The organism is Streptococcus pseudopneumoniae (assembly GCF_038148955.1).
GTDB classification, from domain to species: Bacteria; Bacillota; Bacilli; order Lactobacillales; family Streptococcaceae; genus Streptococcus; species Streptococcus pseudopneumoniae_T.
In genome coordinates, this window is record NZ_JBBJZY010000005.1 from 17,231 (window position 1) to 32,746 (window position 15,516).

The following is a 15,516-nucleotide window of genomic DNA, read 5'->3' on the forward strand; positions in this document are numbered from 1 at the left end:
AAAGTCCAATTTCTATCATATGTCCTTCATGAAATTATTTCACAGTTAAATTATAAATTATTTCTTTTATACAAAGGAATGATATTATCAAATTGATCTGTTCTTTTATCTTCTTGATATTGATCAAAAAATTTCATTTCGACCGAAAATATTTCGCTTATAAACTGTAAACGAATACTTTGTTTAGACATTATCGTCGCTAGACTGACTAGACGATTACTCAAAACAACGTCCAGAATACTCTTTACTTTGCTTGGTTTTTTAACAAAAATTTGATTATCCAAAGGTTCAATAATTTTGTAACCTTTTTGCGCAATTTGACGATAAAAGTAGGAATGTTGCTTTGGAGTCAATAATCCTAACTTAAAAGCTCGATACTCTAAAGCCTGTATCGAAACATTCAAATCCGACTTCAATAAAATATAACTATCAGGATTGCTAACACGTTTCCCTACCCTCTCTTCAAATTTGACTAAAAACTCTTCTTTTGGCAATAAAAAACATGATGCAAAATAATTTGCTTCTTGCTCCAAACGATCGCCATTTTCATTCATATCTTTATATTTGTGTAAAAGAATATGTCCTAGCTCATGAGCTAAGTCAAAATTTCGACGTACAGATGATTTATTCGTCCCCAACACAATATAAGGTCTTCCCAATTTTGACCATGCGCTATAAGCATCAGCTTGACCATTAATTAATCGTTCCACGATATAGATGCCTGAACGTTCTAATTTATAAAGCAAATCATGATTATCTTTTGAAATACCTAATTTTTCCCTGGCATAAAGAGCCAATTCCTCAATGGATTCTCCCTTATGATAAGATTCACTCACTACATTACTTAGATCATGAATTGTAATATTAGGTATAATTACAAAACTTTCAAAATAATCAATCAAACTATCTACCTTATGTAAATACATAGTTTGAATATCTATTGTTTTCCGTGTTGCTAAGTCTGCATTTCTAAAGGCAATTACAGAAGAATCAAATCGAATACTTTCTTCTTCTTGTTCAAAATAAGTTAAATCAACATGAAATTGGTTGGCCAAATGCATTTTGGTTGATAATTTAGGTTTCGTTTCGTTGGACTCAAACTGCCAAATGGCTTGTTCCGTTAAATTAATTCTCTGAGCCAATTCTGCTCTACTTAAACCATTTAACAGCCGTAATTCTTTCAATACCCGACCATTAAACATTTACATACTCCTTACTACTTTTGACCTTCTTGTTTTTCTATTCTTGGAATAATTTCAAAATCTTCTGTTTCCGATAATTCTGAAAAATTAGGAATATCTTGGTATTTAGCTTCTTCGAAATGGTACGAACTTGATTGAATATACTCAGACAAATCCTGAATCAAGTGTAACTGACCAGTTCGTGCATCAGGCATAACAACATCTACAGATATAATATTGTTTTCTGAGTCCGCCTCATAAGTTAAAATCATAAATTTTTCGATATTCGAATTTTTGGTAACTTGTTCAATTTCTTGAATCATTTCATCAGAAACTAACTCCATCTGAATTGGAAAAGAATGACTATCTTCATCATTTTTGTAGGAAGAATATTGATTAAGATAAAGTGTATTCATCCGAGCATATTCAAATAAGTAGCCACTCTTATTTTTTTGTACCAAAGGAAATTGGCTCGTAAGTCGCTTCTTACCCTTTATAATTAACAATACTTTCCCATATTTTTCTGTATTTGTTTCAAATTCTAAATATCCCCAAGTCTGTCCTGCTAATTGTAATTTATACTCAAACAAATCTGCTGATGCAAATGCATTATCAATATGATTAGGTCGCGTCCATGCATAACCATTCGACACTTTCATTGTCTTTCTTTTTTCTAGACGTTCATCTACATAATCTTTTTGACCTTTCATCAAAGTATCTACAATTTTTTGTGCCTTGAGCGAATCAAAGAGATCCTGATTCAACATAATTCTTCCTCCTCCGAATACTTTTTAATAAATTATATCATTTTCTTAAAGAAATTACTACAATAATTAGCTTTTTCTTAAAGTTACATATCATAGTAATTTAGCAAATGATATCTAAAACTAGCCTTTCTCCTGCAAAAGAAAAAGGAAAGACTTCCTTTCGTGCCTTTCCTCTTACTCGCTGCTTGCATGATTATTTTTTGTAAGCTACTGCTTGTTTGATAAAGTCCTCAATTGGCTCTCCTTGGTGGAGAGCTTTTACAATTTTCGAACCGACGATAACGCCATCTGACACCGCATTGAAGCGTTCTACATCAGCTTGACTAGACACACCAAATCCTGTCAAGACTGGGATGTCTGCTACTTGATGCAATTGTGCCAAGTGCTTGTCCAAATCTGCACGGTAATTGCCTGACTTCCCTGTCACCCCATTGATGGCAACGGCATAGACAAAACCTTCTGCTCCCTTGATCAACTCTTTTTGACGCTCAATTCCTGTTGTCAAGCTAACTAGGGGAATTAAGGCAATGTCTGTGTCTGCCAAAAATGGTTCTACAAAGTTGGCATGCTCATGAGGCAGGTCTGGGATAATCAATCCCTTAACTGCTGTATCTGCCAAGTCTTTGACAAAGTTCTCCACACCGTACTGAAAGAGGGGGTTAAAGTAGGTCATGATGACCAGCGGAATTTCTGTTTGAATGGTTTTCAAGGTTTCAACCAAAGCCTGGGTAGAAGTTCCGTGGGCCAAACTGCGCAAGCCTGCTTCTTCGATAACAGGTCCATCTGCAACAGGGTCTGAAAAGGGAATACCCACTTCAATGGCTGAAACTCCTAAATCTTCTAAAAAGTGGATTGTTTCAGCGAGACCATCCAAACCTTTCTCATGGTCTCCAGCCATAATATAGGGAACGAAAATTCCTTTTCCAGCTGCTTTGATAGCGTTCAATTTTTCTGTTAGTGTCTTAGGCATGAGCTTCTCCCTTCTTTGCTGCATCTGCTTCCAAGCGGTCTTTAACTTGAACCACATCCTTGTCCCCACGACCTGATAGACAGACAATCATGGACTTGTCTGGACCGAGTTCTTTGGCCAATTTCACTGCAAAAGCGATAGCATGGCTAGATTCCAAGGCTGGGATAATCCCTTCCACACGAGACAAGAGTTGGAATCCTTCCAAGGCTTCTTCGTCTGTCACAGGGACATAGCTGGCACGTTTGATATCGTGGTAATGAGAATGTTCTGGACCGATACCAGGATAGTCCAAACCTGCTGAGATAGAGAAGGCTTCAAGAATTTGACCATGGGCATCTTGGAGCACATCCATGAGAGAACCGTGAAGAACACCAGGACGCCCCTTGGTCAAGGTAGCTGCGTGGTGCTCCGTATCCACACCAAGTCCAGCCGCTTCAGCCCCATACATAGCTACAGACTCATCTTCTACAAATGGATGGAAGAGCCCGATGGCATTAGAACCACCACCAACACAGGCTACTAGGGCATCTGGCAAATCTTGACCTGTCAAGTCACGGTACTGTTGTTTAGCTTCTCTACCGATGACACTTTGGAAGTCACGAACGATTTCTGGGAAAGGATGTGGCCCCAAGGCAGAACCAAGGATATAATGGGTATCGTCGATATTAGCCACCCATGAACGAAGGGCTGCATTGACCGCATCCTTGAGCACGCGCGAACCATCTGTTACGGCTTCAACCTTAGCTCCCAAAAGCTCCATACGGAAGACATTGAGGGCTTGGCGTTTGACATCTTCCTCACCCATGTAGATGGTACATTCCATGTTAAAGAGGGCTGCAGCTGTTGCAGTTGCTACACCGTGCTGACCAGCACCCGTTTCAGCGATAATTTTCTTTTTACCCATGCGTTTAGCCAGAAGAACTTGTCCCAAGGCATTGTTAATCTTGTGGGCCCCTGTATGGTTAAGGTCTTCACGTTTAAGATAAATCTTGGCTCCGCCAATATGCTGGGTCAAGTTTTTTGCGTAGTAAAGGGGAGTTTCACGTCCCACATACTGGCGCAAGAGTTGGTTCAATTCCTCTTGGAAACTTGGGTCTGCCTGACTTTCACGGTAGGCCTTCTCCAACTCCAAAACTGCTGTCATCAATGTTTCTGGGACGAAACGTCCGCCGAATTTTCCGTAAAATCCATCTTTATTTGGTTCTTGATATGCCATGCTTTACCCTCTCTATAAATCTTCTAATCTTTTCATGATCTTTTTGTCCGTCTGTCTCCACTCCACTTGATACATCTACTGCATAGGGAGTAAAGTGTTGAATTGCTTTTACTACATTGTCTTCATTAAGCCCACCTGCGATAAAGAAAGGCTGAGTTAGTCCAATCGTATCCAGTTGAGCCCAGTCAAAGGTCTGGCCACTTCCTGCCACAGGGGCATCAAAGAGTAGATAGTCTGCCTGAGAATTGGGCACATGACCCTCTCCATTCACCTGTACCGCCTGAATGCTGGCACAAGGCAAATCCTCAAACAAATCATCTTCCACCTGACCGTGAACTTGAACCAAGTCTAGGCCAACTTTTTCAATTGCTTCTAGCAATTCTGCCCGACTTGGTGAAACAAATACACCAACCTTTTTGACATCTGCAGGAATAAGCGTTGCCAGCTCAGCAGCCTGATCCAAAGTCACCTGTCTTTTACTAGGTGCAAAGACAAAACCGATGTAGTCTGCTCCTGCTGATACAGCTGTTTCCACCGCTTCTTTGGTCGATAGTCCACAAATCTTAACCTTTGTCAATCTGCAACTCCTTGATTCTCTGGGCCACATCTTCTGCCTGCATAAGAGCTGTCCCTACCAAAATTCCGTTAAAGTATGGGGCTACTCGTTCCGCATCCTGCCCTGTGAAAATGGCAGATTCAGAAATGTACAAGCAATCATTTTTGAAATGTTTAGCCAAATCTACACTGGTCTGCAAGTCAACTTCAAAGGTGGTCAAGTTGCGGTTATTGACCCCAATAATCTCAGCACCAAGCCTGTGGGCCACTTCTAATTCAGCTAGATTGTGAGTCTCCACCAAGACTTCCAAACCAAGCTCTGTCGCGTAGTCATACAGTTCCTTGAGGCGTTCTTCTGACAAGGCTGCCACAATGAGCAGGATGACTGTTGCACCTGCATTGCGGGCGCGGATGATTTGCTTTTCATCGATGATAAAATCCTTGTTGAGCGTCGGAATCTCTACCTGACTGGAAATCTCCCGCAGATAATCCAAATGCCCTTTAAAGAAAACCTCATCTGTCAAAACCGAAATCATCACTGCGCCATTCGCTTCATAAGTCTGGGCCTGTTGCACAATATCCACATCGAGATTGATATCTCCCAGACTAGGGCTAGCCTTCTTTACCTCAGCAATTACTTGTAAACGGTCTTGGTGATTCTTCAAAAATTCTGCCAAGCGATAGGTCTGGCGTAGGGGCTGGATTTCCTCCAGCTCCATCTGCTCGACCTCACGCACCTTCTGCTCTAATATTCGTGCTAAAAATTCCTGACTCATTTTTGGTACTCCTGTAACAGTCTGAGTTTTTCAAGGGCCTTGCCACTAGCAATCACTTGACGAGCCAAGGCAACTCCATCCTTGATATTATCTACCTTACCATTAGCATAGAAACCAAGGCCAGCATTTAAGACTGTCGTTTCCAAGAATGGACTTGGTTCATTTTTAAGAACGCTGAGCAAAATTTCTGCATTTTCCTGAGCATTGCCTCCACGGATATCTTCGATAGCGTAACGCTCCATTCCCAAATCCTCTGGAGTAAAGCTTGACAAGGTGATTTCGCCATTCTCAAGAAGTGCAATCTTGGTTGTTCCATTCAAACCAGCTTCATCCAATCCTTCTGGCCCAGCAACTACGATGGCACGTTTGCGGCCCATATTTTTCAAAACCTGAGCTGTACTTTCTAGAAGTTCTGCACGACTAATTCCAAGAAGCTGTGTTTCCAAGGCCATTGGGTGAATCAGGGGACCAGTCAAGTTCATGATCGTTGGAATACCCAATTCCAAACGAGCTGGCATGATGTATTTCATTGCTGGATGCATATTTTTTGCAAAGAGAAAGACGATTCCAGTTTTATCAAAGAGCTTACCTAGTTCAGCTGGTTTGAGGTCTAGGTTGATACCCAAGGCTTCGAGGACATCTGCAGAACCAGATTTAGAAGAAATCGAACGGTTACCGTGCTTGGCCATGTGAACACCGCCACCAGCCAAGACAAAGGCTGCAGTTGTGGAAATGTTAAAGCTGAAAGACTTATCCCCACCTGTACCACAGTTGTCCATGGCATCATGAATCTCAGTTGGAATATGTTGGGCATGCCCTCTCATGACTTGTGCAATGGCTGTGCGTTCTTCAGGTGTTTCTCCCTTCATCTTAAGAGCCAAAAGGAGAGAAGCAATCTGCGCCTCCGTTACACGGCCAGTTACGATACGCTCAATGACGTCCGTCATTTCCACACCTGATAAATTTTCAAATTTTGCTAGTTTTTCAATAATCTCTTTCATCCTAGTTTCCTCACTTTACAACATTCTCGATAAAATTCCGAATAGAAGACAAGCCGTCAGGCGTTCCGATACTTTCTGGATGGTACTGGAAACCATAAATTGGTAGATTTTTGTGTTGAATTCCCATAATAGCTTGGTCATCAGTCGAACGAGCTGTCACTTCAAAGTCTTCTGGCATTTCTTCAATCAAAATACTGTGGTAACGCATGACCGCACGGCCATCCTTGATACTTTGATACAAAACAGATGGCGCTTCAAAGCTGATATTGCTCTGTTTCCCATGCATGACTTTTGGAGCCAAACCTAGCTTACCACCAAATACTTCTGCGATAGCTTGGTGGCCCAAACAAATCCCTAGAATCGGCTTCTTGCCTGCAAAGTCACGAATCATGTCTTCCATCTTTCCAGCATCAACTGGCCAACCAGGACCAGGAGAAAAGACCAGACCATCTGCTTTTTCAGCTTCTTCATACAGCTTGGGATCATCATTTCTCAAGACCTGCACTTCTGCAAAATTCCCAATGTACTGCGCCAAGTTATAGGTAAAAGAATCATAGTTGTCAATCAATAAAATCATGGTCTTAGTTCTCCAATTCTAGTCATAGATTTAGCCTTGTTAATGGTTTCTTGGTATTCGTTTTGGGCGATAGAGTCGTAGATAATCCCTGCCCCAGCCTGCACGTAGGCTGTTTGATTTTTGAGAATCATAGTTCGGATGGCAATGGCGAAATCCATATCGCCCGTCGCAGACAAGTAGCCGATTGCTCCTGCGTATACGCCACGTTTTTCTGTTTCCAATTCATAGATGCGTCTCATGGCCCTAATCTTTGGTGCTCCTGACACTGTCCCAGCTGGAAGTGTTGATTTCAGAGCATCCATGGCAGTGAGTTCTGGAAGCAATCGTCCTTTCACCACGCTGGTCAAATGCATGACATAGCGGAAGAGCTCCACTTCCATATACTTGGTAACTTGGACACTTGCCGTTTCAGAGATGCGACCGATATCATTGCGACCCAAGTCTACCAACATTCGATGTTCTGCTGTTTCCTTCTCATCAGAAAGCAGGTCTGTCGCCAAGGCCTTGTCTTCTTCATCCGTAGCCCCTCTTGGTCGTGTACCGGCAATCGGATTGGTTGTCACGATGCCATTTTTAACAGAAACCAAACTTTCAGGACTGGCACCGATGATTTGATAATCCCCAAAGTCATAGAAATAGAGGTAATTAGATGGATTGGTCACGCGAAGATTTCTGTAGAAGTCAAATGGATTTCCAGTAACCTCTGCTGAGAAGCGCTGGCTGAGTACACATTGGAACATATCTCCGTTACGAATCAAGTTACGAGCGGTTTCCACCATTTCCTCAAACTTCTGAGGAGCGATATGGGGTTTGAAGTCAAGTGGTGATAAATCCAAATCTTCAAATTCATTTGCTGCAGGGATGCGTAATTCCTCAAGCACTTGGTTCAAGGCTTCTTCCAAGGCTTCTTGACTACGCTCACTATAGAGAGCATCCTCGATGACATGGATTTTTTCCTTCTTGTGGTCAAAGACAATGTAACTCTCATAGACGAAGAAATGCATATCTGGCGTTCCAATAGTATCTTGAGGGATTTGACCAATTTCTTCATAAAGCGAAATCATATCGTAACCAACAAAACCAATTGCCCCACCACCAAAAGGTAGATCTGAATGGTGCTGTCTCTTATGAGTCACTTCATAAAGGAAATCCAAGGGATCCTGATCAATCACTTGCCCATTTTGATAAAGAACTCCATTTTCAAACTTAATCTCAAAAACTGGATTATAGGCTAAGATAGAAAAACGAGCTGTTTCCTTGTCTCTCGGAATACTCTCTAAAATAACCTTGTGTTGCCCCTTTAGGCGCATATAAGCCAAGATTGGTGATAAGACATCTCCATGAATGATTCGTTCCATTGTAATTTCCCTTTCAGTTCTACTTCTAGTCCGTGGCGACTGTATGAAAAATCCCCACGCAAAATAACTTGCGTGAGGACGAAATTCGCGGTGCCACCTCAATTATAGGATTTCTCCTATCTCTCATTCCTGTCTCAGATACCTCCTGTAACAGGCTGTGCGATAAAGGGCACTCCCTTGAGAATTATGTTTTCTTCTCTCGTTTCAGATGGACCCAACCTTACAACTTTCTCTGCTTGTTTCCAGCAACCACAAGCTCTCTGTGAGAGAAAAGACTGTAATTTTTCCATCTATTATTTTTTAGCTTCTAGGTAGTCTGCAATTACAGCTACGTCCTTGTCTCCACGACCAGAGACATTGATGATGATAATGTCGTCTTTACTTAGTTTCGGTGCACGTTTAACTGCTTCTGCGATAGCGTGCGAACTTTCAATCGCTGGGATAATTCCTTCAGTCTTGCTGAGAAGGAGGAGAGCCTGAACAGCTTCTTCGTCTGTCGCCGCCACATATTCCACACGACCTGAATCTTTAAAGTAGGCGTGTTCTGGGCCAACCCCTGGATAGTCCAATCCAGCTGAGATAGAGTAAACTGGAGCCAGCTCTCCGTCTTCCTTAAAGACTGCATAGGTCTTCATGCCGTCGACAATTCCGATACTACCTTTTGTCATAGTAGCTGCGTGCTTGTCTGTATCAAGTCCGTGCCCAGCAGCTTCAACCCCAACCAATTTGACTTCTTCATCAGCCACATACTGAGAAAAAGCACCGATAGCATTGGAACCACCACCTACACAAGCAATAACGTAGTCTGGTAAACGGCCTTCTTTTTCTAAGATTTGACGGCGAGATTCTTCACTAATGACCTTTTGGAACTCATGAACAATGGTTGGATATGGGTGAGGTCCCACAGCAGATCCCAGAACATAAAAGGCTTCAAGGTCATTCATCCATGCTCCAAAGGCTGCATCAACAGCATCTTTGAGGGTACGAGTCCCTGTTTCAACTGCGTGAACAGTTGCTCCCATCATCTCCATACGGAAAACATTGAGACGTTGACGTTCCACATCCTCTGCTCCCATGTAGACATCACAGGCCATCCCAAACTTGGCTGCAGCCGCTGCTGTCGCAACACCGTGCTGACCAGCTCCTGTTTCCGCAATCACTCGTTTTTTGCCCATGCGTTTAGCCAAAAGAATTTGTCCTAAAACGTTGTTGAGCTTGTGAGAACCAAGGTGGTTAAGGTCTTCACGCTTGAGATAAATCTTAGCGCCACCTAAGTGATCTGTCAAACTTTCTGCAAAATAGAGCGGAGTTTCGCGACCTGAATAATCCTTCAAGTAATGGCGAAATTCTGCCAAAAATTCTGGATCATCCTTGTACTTGTCAAATGTCACTTCCAACTCATCCAACAAAGCCTGAATCGACTCCGGTACAAAACTACCACCAAATTGTCCAAAATAACCTTTAGTTGTCATAAAAATTTCCTCTTTCTGTATTGATTTCAAGATATGAAAAAAGCCCACACACAGATTGGATTCTGTGTGAGGGCGTTAGTAACGCGGTGCCACCTCAATTATAAAGGGACTATTCCCCTTTACATCTCTGCCTTGTCTAACAACAAGTTGCACTGTAAGGTGTGCGCACCGAATTTTCATTGTTTCAAATTCATTTTTAAAATCAGCCCACTTTCACTACTTCCAACCACCTGTTCACAATCACCACAGGCTCCCTGAAGATCAAAAATAGTTACTTTTCTGATTTGTTGAACTTATTTTAATACTTTGTTTTTTCTTTGTCAAGACTTTTTTACGATTTTTTTGATAAATTGTGATTCGAATGTGATGCCAAATATTACCATGTCTTCCTTAGATTGAACATGTCCTACTTGTTAGAAATCGGATTCAACTCAATAGAAACTGAATGGATGCTAAACAGAACTTATTTTAGAACACTCCATCTTTTCCACTAGGATTTTCAAGAATTAAACAATACTAGAAACTCTGTCTCCTAACAAGTTTAGTAGAAACTTCAACAGATGTGACACTTTCCCCCTTTATAATTGCTAATACCCCTTCAATCATTTCTTGAGCTAATTTAACATAATTAGGAGAAATTGTAGACAAAGCAGGAGTGTAATACTGTGAAATTGGAATATTATCAAATCCAACAACGGATATATTATCCGGAATCGCTATTCCTTTTTCGTAACACGCACGAATTAGTCCCTGAACTTTTTCATCGCCTGAAACAAATATAATATCTGGATAATTTCCAAAAGACAAATCATTCACAGCAAAGGAATAAACTGACTCTATTGTAGTTAAACCATAAACTACCTTCAAATCCATAGAATAATTATTATCCTTTAAAAAAGTTCTCACTCCTCTCTCTCGATCCTTATTTACATAAGACTCACCTCCCATAAGTAACCACATATCTTTAAAATTCTTTTCCAAAACTACTTTCATCATATCATAAGTAGCTTGAAAGTTATTGTTAGATACGTAAACTACTCCAGGTGTTTGAGACTCTCCAAAGACAATGAAAGGCATATTATTTTTCTTTAAATATTGGATTCGAATATCATTCTCCCCCTCATAAAAGACAATCACTCCATCTACAAGGCTACCAGTACTTGAAATAATTGAATTACTAATCGAATCTTCCTCTCCAAAATATTCAACAATAGCATTTACCCCAAATTGTCTACAAGTTTGTAAAACTTTATCTAAAAGTGTTTGAAACCAGATTAAAGGAAAAGAATCAATCTTCTTCACAGATATTAAAATATTCGTGGTTTCTTTCTTCGTTAAATTCTGAGCATAGGCATTTGGAATATAGGATAACTCATCGATGACTTTTTTTATGGCATTATAAGTCTCAGGTTTTACTCTATTCCCTCCATTTATTACACGTGAAACTGTCTTTGGAGAAAAACCAGACAAACGTGCAATATCATATATCGTTACCTTTTTCCCTTTTTCCATTAAAATACTCCTGTCATAAACCTTCACTATAACTATACAATATTTAAATTATTTTAACAAGAAAATTACATTCTAATCTTTTAATCTAGTTTACATCTGGAGGAAATACTTCACTAAATCTACATTAACTTTCAGTACTAGTAACATAAATTTTACAATTCAATTCACTGTTTTGTACTATTTTGTAAACTGCATTACAAATCACCGGATAAGAAAATACACTACCTGAAAATTCCAAGGAATCATTTTCAGTAAATCCTTCTGTATTTAGAAATGTATTCATTATCTGTTCAATATAACACTCTAATATGGGAACAGCTTTCTCCTTAACAATAACATTTCTAAGCATTTCTTCAAATGGTAAATGACAAGCGAACACCATCTCACAAACATCATAAAATGAATGGAAGTGGTATACCTGTATGAGATTATAGTCATCAAAATAAGTTATTTTTCCTGCATCAAAATCCACTTTATATACTCTCAAATTAGTTAGATCCTTTTCTTCAAAAATTATTATGGACACCTCTAAAAACTACCGATTTTCTATTTTTATTGCTCAGAAAACGTTGATACATCAATGTTTAAAAGTATTGAAATTGAGTTTTTAGATGTGCCCTTATATTTCTTATTATTTAAAGAAAACAAAAGGACTAGAATAATCCGTCCCTTTGTTTATCCCTAGATTAGCTGATTTCCTCAACATAAATCACACCAACAATATTAGCAATTTCTTCCATTAGTTTAAGGTGCTCAAATCTACCTGATAATTCCAGAGTAATAAATGACGCGATTTTTTTGTCTGGAACATCAAAATATTCAATTCTTTCTGAATTAACATCTCCAAATGCAGTTCTAGAATCAGTCATTCTAATGCCATTCTCAGCACAGTATACTAGTACCCGATTATATGCCTCTGTAGATCTAACAACGATATACAATTCGATTATCTTTGAACGACTTTGAAGATATTTTTTTAAAGGTTGGAACATAGTTATAACACTCCAAACAGACATTGCTCCTAGTATGGCTCCTTCATAAAAACCAACACCAATAGCTAGACCGATTCCAGCTGAAGCCCATATTCCGGCTGCAGTTGTTAAACCAGTTATTTTCTTTTTATCTGTAATAAGTATTGTTCCAGCCCCAAGAAAACCAACACCTGATATAACCTGCGCACCTAAGCGTGTAGGATCTCCTGTACCAAATTTATAAGATACATACTCATTAGTCATCATAATTAAACATGCAGCCAGACAAACAATACTATGTGTACGAATACCTGCTGGTTGAGATTTACTTCCTCTCTCTAAACCAATTACACCACCAATAACTAATGAAAGTACAATTCTTAATACAATTTCGATATATGATAGTCCTAAGCTTGTTGCTTGCATTATTATTTCCTTTTTCTACTAACTGGTCTCTGAGTAAAGTATAAAACAGAACCAGAAATTATCATTAATACAATAGTATAAACGAATACAAGTGCTTGAGCATTTGAAGTTGCTGTTTCATCACCTGCTGAACGAATAGTTATACCCAGTGGTTGAGCTAATGGATGGTAAAGAAATACAGATAAGTCGAAGTCAGTTAATAAAGAGTTAAAGTTTAAAGCAATAACAGAGAGAACAACCGGTAAAATAAATGGAATGATAACCTTCATCATAGTATAAAAAGGTGAAGCACCCATACTTCTTGCTGCATCTTCCATCTCATCATCAACACTAAATAAAATAGCACGTACCATTCTATAAGAAAATGGGATTTTTACAACTATATATGCAATAAGTAGAATTACCAAACTACCTACCAAAATCTGATTCAAGACAAGAAATTGTGGCTGATTAAAAGTAAATAATAAACTTACTGCTAAAAGTGTACTTGGTAGTAACCAAGGAAGTAGAGCACCATATTCAAATAAGAAATCAAAACGAGATTTATGTTTTCTGACAACACGAGCAAATACAACTGCGAGAATTGTTGCTGTTGTCGCAGCAATAATAGAATAAATAAAGCTGACCAAGAATGGAGAGAATGCCGCACTATTACTAAAGAATAAGCGATAATTTTCTAAAGTAAAGTTTGATAATGTTAAGTTACCTGTTTGAATTGCAACTGGATCTGTAAATGAGTATAATACTATAAAAATTAGTGGAAGCATGAAAACTGTGAACAATCCATATGCTACAATGTGAGCAATGATATTCCAAGGCTTAGACGCAATTTTTTGTTTTTTAAGAGGCGCTTTAGTCTTAGAGATAGAAATATAATTTCCACCTTTTTCTATCTTGTTCATGATAGTAAGCAAAATTGTAGTTGCAATACCTAAAATAATTGCAAGTAGGGCAGCTAAATCACGAGAATTCCCCATCCCTGCAAATGTAATAATCATTGGATTTATAGTTTGAAATTCTTTACCACCAACAATCATGGGTGCTGCTACTGCAGATAAACCACTAAGAAAAACCATGATAGTAAGTGCAAATAGAGTTGGAATTAAGGTTGGTAACACTACTTTTCGGAAAACAGTAAATGGTTTTGCTCCCATATTTCGAGCAGCCTCAATAGTGTGATAGTCAACGCTTCGAATTGTATTTGTTAAAAACAATGTATGATTAGCAGTTCCTGAAAATGTCATAATGAATAAGACTGCACCATACCCAATAAACCAGTTAGGGTCTAAAGAAGGGATAATATTTTGTAAAAATTTTGTAATCAATCCATAAGGACCATAGACAAATTTATATCCAGTCGCTAAAACCACTCCTCCATAAATTAAAGAGGTCATATAACCTAATTTTAAAATTTTAGCACCTTTAATATCAAAGTATTCTGTAAATAGAACACAAAGAATACCTACGACATTAACTGTAATAATGAGTGAAAATGCCAACTTAAAACTGTTCATAATACTCTGAAGTGCCCTCTGAGATTTTAGAACACGATGTACAGCATCAAGGGAAAATTCTCCTCCTTTTACAAATACATTCACTACTAGATCAAAGTTTGGATAAATAATAAATGTTACTAAGAACCAGATTAACCCTAAACGAATAAGCCAATCTTTTAAATTTAATTTATGACGCATACTGCACCTCCTTAAAATTGCAGAACGTCTGATGGTGTGATAAATAATTCCACACTTTCTCCGACAGATCTAATAGCAGCCTGACTATCAATACTTGTTACATTAAGAATCTGACTTTCAGAAACTTTTATTGTATAGTGAATTGTAACTCCAGAAAACTCAACATCAATAATTGTACCTTTTAGAATGAAATCTTGTTCAGTTTCACGATTGAATCGAACTTTCTCTAATCGAATGTATCCTTTTTTATCTTCTAAGAGAACGCTTGCATTTTTCAGTAATACTTCGTGGACTGTTTCATCGGTCAAAACATTAATATCTCCAATAAAATCACATACAAATTCAGTTTGAGAATTATGATAAATTTCTACTGGTGTACCGACCTGTTCGATGTATCCATTGTTAAAGACTGCAATTCTATCAGATAAAGTCAAGGCTTCCTCTTGATCATGAGTAACATATAAAGTAGTAATACCTAACTCTTTTTGAAGTCTTTTCAACTCTTTTCTCAAATCTACACGTAATTTTGCGTCAAGGTTTGACAATGGTTCATCTAGACAAAGAATTTTAGGTTCAAGAACCAGAGCACGAGCCAATGCTACCCTTTGTTGTTGACCCCCAGATAATTCTGATACATTACGCTGTAGCTGTTGATCAGAGATCTTAATTTTTGCTGCTACTGCTGATACTTTTGCTTTAATAACATCTGGAGCTACCTTCTTAACTTTTAAACCAAATGCAATATTATCAAAAACAGTCATAGTTGGAAATAGCGCATAAGATTGAAATACAATACCAATTCCACGCTTTTCAGGTTCCAAATGAGTGACATCTGTCCCATTAACTTCAATACTTCCTGATGATGGATCTAGAAAACCTACCAATGCTCTCAAAGTAGTTGATTTACCACATCCTGAAGGTCCAAGAAATGTAAAAAATTCCCCTTCATGTATATCTAAATTTAGATTATCAATTGCAACAAAATCACCATATTTAATTTGAATATTATCAAATTTAATCATCTCACTAACTCCCTCTAT

14 protein-coding genes, 1 pseudogene and 2 other annotated features are annotated in these 15,516 nt (G+C 38.7%); of the genes and pseudogenes, 1 reads left to right on the forward strand and 14 read right to left on the reverse strand.

What is annotated here, in order from left to right; genetic code table 11:
* Positions 1-50 precede the first annotated feature (50 nt).
* Complete coding sequence (locus WKI23_RS02735) at positions 51-1,202, reverse strand: spr1629 family repressor/antitoxin (RefSeq protein ID WP_368078871.1); 1,152 nt, start codon at positions 1,200-1,202, stop codon at positions 51-53.
* A gap of 14 nt (positions 1,203-1,216) precedes the next feature.
* Positions 1,217-1,948, reverse strand: a complete 732-nt coding sequence (locus tag WKI23_RS02740; RefSeq protein ID WP_368078872.1) for a spr1630 family ClpXP-sensitive toxin — start codon at positions 1,946-1,948, stop codon at positions 1,217-1,219.
* Between the two features lie 120 nt (positions 1,949-2,068).
* On the opposite strand from WKI23_RS02740, the pseudogene WKI23_RS02745 reads away from it, so the two are divergent.
* Positions 2,069-2,170: pseudogene (locus WKI23_RS02745) on the forward strand (prepilin peptidase); the annotation flags it as partial.
* Here WKI23_RS02745 and trpA read toward each other — a convergent pair.
* The 12 genes from trpA to WKI23_RS02805 all read right to left on the reverse strand — a co-directional run bounded on the left by trpA (position 2,142) and on the right by WKI23_RS02805 (position 15,498).
* Positions 2,142-2,918, reverse strand: a complete 777-nt coding sequence (gene trpA / locus WKI23_RS02750) for a tryptophan synthase subunit alpha (RefSeq protein ID WP_368078873.1) — start codon at positions 2,916-2,918, stop codon at positions 2,142-2,144. The pseudogene WKI23_RS02745 and the gene trpA overlap by 29 nt on opposite strands.
* Positions 2,911-4,134 (reverse strand): tryptophan synthase subunit beta, encoded by a 1,224-nt coding sequence (trpB, locus tag WKI23_RS02755; RefSeq protein ID WP_000331265.1) that lies wholly within the window; start codon positions 4,132-4,134, stop codon positions 2,911-2,913. The genes trpA and trpB (WKI23_RS02755) overlap by 8 nt, the downstream gene beginning before the upstream one ends.
* Positions 4,112-4,711, reverse strand: coding sequence for a phosphoribosylanthranilate isomerase (locus tag WKI23_RS02760; protein ID WP_192851968.1), 600 nt, complete (start codon positions 4,709-4,711; stop codon positions 4,112-4,114). Before WKI23_RS02760 ends, trpB (WKI23_RS02755) begins: the two co-directional genes overlap by 23 nt.
* Positions 4,698-5,465, reverse strand: coding sequence for an indole-3-glycerol phosphate synthase TrpC (gene trpC, locus WKI23_RS02765; protein WP_368078874.1), 768 nt, complete (start codon positions 5,463-5,465; stop codon positions 4,698-4,700). Before trpC ends, WKI23_RS02760 begins: the two co-directional genes overlap by 14 nt.
* Positions 5,462-6,466: an anthranilate phosphoribosyltransferase gene (gene trpD, locus WKI23_RS02770; RefSeq protein WP_368078875.1), complete on the reverse strand. Its 1,005-nt coding sequence runs from the start codon at positions 6,464-6,466 to the stop codon at positions 5,462-5,464. The genes trpC and trpD overlap by 4 nt, the downstream gene beginning before the upstream one ends.
* 10 nt (positions 6,467-6,476) lie before the next feature.
* Positions 6,477-7,043: an aminodeoxychorismate/anthranilate synthase component II gene (locus WKI23_RS02775; RefSeq protein WP_368078876.1), complete on the reverse strand. Its 567-nt coding sequence runs from the start codon at positions 7,041-7,043 to the stop codon at positions 6,477-6,479.
* The gene (trpE, locus tag WKI23_RS02780; protein ID WP_368078877.1) at positions 7,040-8,401 is read right to left on the reverse strand and encodes an anthranilate synthase component I; all 1,362 of its coding nucleotides are present in this window, start codon (positions 8,399-8,401) and stop codon (positions 7,040-7,042) included. Before trpE ends, WKI23_RS02775 begins: the two co-directional genes overlap by 4 nt.
* Before the next feature lie 71 nt (positions 8,402-8,472).
* Positions 8,473-8,698, reverse strand: a binding site (T-box leader).
* The gene (gene trpB, locus WKI23_RS02785) at positions 8,695-9,873 is read right to left on the reverse strand and encodes a tryptophan synthase subunit beta (protein ID WP_368078878.1); all 1,179 of its coding nucleotides are present in this window, start codon (positions 9,871-9,873) and stop codon (positions 8,695-8,697) included. Its footprint overlaps the feature before it by 4 nt.
* Before the next feature lie 65 nt (positions 9,874-9,938).
* Positions 9,939-10,164 (reverse strand) — a binding site (T-box leader).
* Between the two features lie 225 nt (positions 10,165-10,389).
* Positions 10,390-11,385: a LacI family DNA-binding transcriptional regulator gene (locus WKI23_RS02790; RefSeq protein ID WP_368078879.1), complete on the reverse strand. Its 996-nt coding sequence runs from the start codon at positions 11,383-11,385 to the stop codon at positions 10,390-10,392.
* A gap of 686 nt (positions 11,386-12,071) precedes the next feature.
* A complete protein-coding gene (locus WKI23_RS02795; protein ID WP_001149044.1) occupies positions 12,072-12,782 on the reverse strand; it encodes an MgtC/SapB family protein in 711 nt (236 codons plus the stop codon).
* A gap of 2 nt (positions 12,783-12,784) precedes the next feature.
* Entirely contained in the window at positions 12,785-14,476 is a 1,692-nt protein-coding gene (locus WKI23_RS02800; protein ID WP_001216174.1) for an ABC transporter permease, read from the reverse strand.
* A gap of 11 nt (positions 14,477-14,487) precedes the next feature.
* The gene (locus WKI23_RS02805) at positions 14,488-15,498 is read right to left on the reverse strand and encodes an ABC transporter ATP-binding protein (RefSeq protein ID WP_368078880.1); all 1,011 of its coding nucleotides are present in this window, start codon (positions 15,496-15,498) and stop codon (positions 14,488-14,490) included.
* Positions 15,499-15,516 lie beyond the last annotated feature (18 nt).

Coding starts and splice junctions, on each gene's coding strand:
- WKI23_RS02735 (WP_368078871.1), bottom strand. CDS start 1,202: ATGTTTAATGGTCGGGTATTGAAAGAATTACGGCTGTTAAATGGTTTA.
- WKI23_RS02740 (WP_368078872.1), bottom strand. CDS start 1,948: ATGTTGAATCAGGATCTCTTTGATTCGCTCAAGGCACAAAAAATTGTA.
- trpA (WP_368078873.1), bottom strand. CDS start 2,918: ATGCCTAAGACACTAACAGAAAAATTGAACGCTATCAAAGCAGCTGGA.
- trpB (WP_000331265.1), bottom strand. CDS start 4,134: ATGGCATATCAAGAACCAAATAAAGATGGATTTTACGGAAAATTCGGC.
- trpC (WP_368078874.1), bottom strand. CDS start 5,465: ATGAGTCAGGAATTTTTAGCACGAATATTAGAGCAGAAGGTGCGTGAG.
- trpD (WP_368078875.1), bottom strand. CDS start 6,466: ATGAAAGAGATTATTGAAAAACTAGCAAAATTTGAAAATTTATCAGGT.
- WKI23_RS02775 (WP_368078876.1), bottom strand. CDS start 7,043: ATGATTTTATTGATTGACAACTATGATTCTTTTACCTATAACTTGGCG.
- trpE (WP_368078877.1), bottom strand. CDS start 8,401: ATGGAACGAATCATTCATGGAGATGTCTTATCACCAATCTTGGCTTAT.
- trpB (WP_368078878.1), bottom strand. CDS start 9,873: ATGACAACTAAAGGTTATTTTGGACAATTTGGTGGTAGTTTTGTACCG.
- WKI23_RS02790 (WP_368078879.1), bottom strand. CDS start 11,385: ATGGAAAAAGGGAAAAAGGTAACGATATATGATATTGCACGTTTGTCT.
- WKI23_RS02795 (WP_001149044.1), bottom strand. CDS start 12,782: ATGCAAGCAACAAGCTTAGGACTATCATATATCGAAATTGTATTAAGA.
- WKI23_RS02800 (WP_001216174.1), bottom strand. CDS start 14,476: ATGCGTCATAAATTAAATTTAAAAGATTGGCTTATTCGTTTAGGGTTA.
- WKI23_RS02805 (WP_368078880.1), bottom strand. CDS start 15,498: ATGATTAAATTTGATAATATTCAAATTAAATATGGTGATTTTGTTGCA.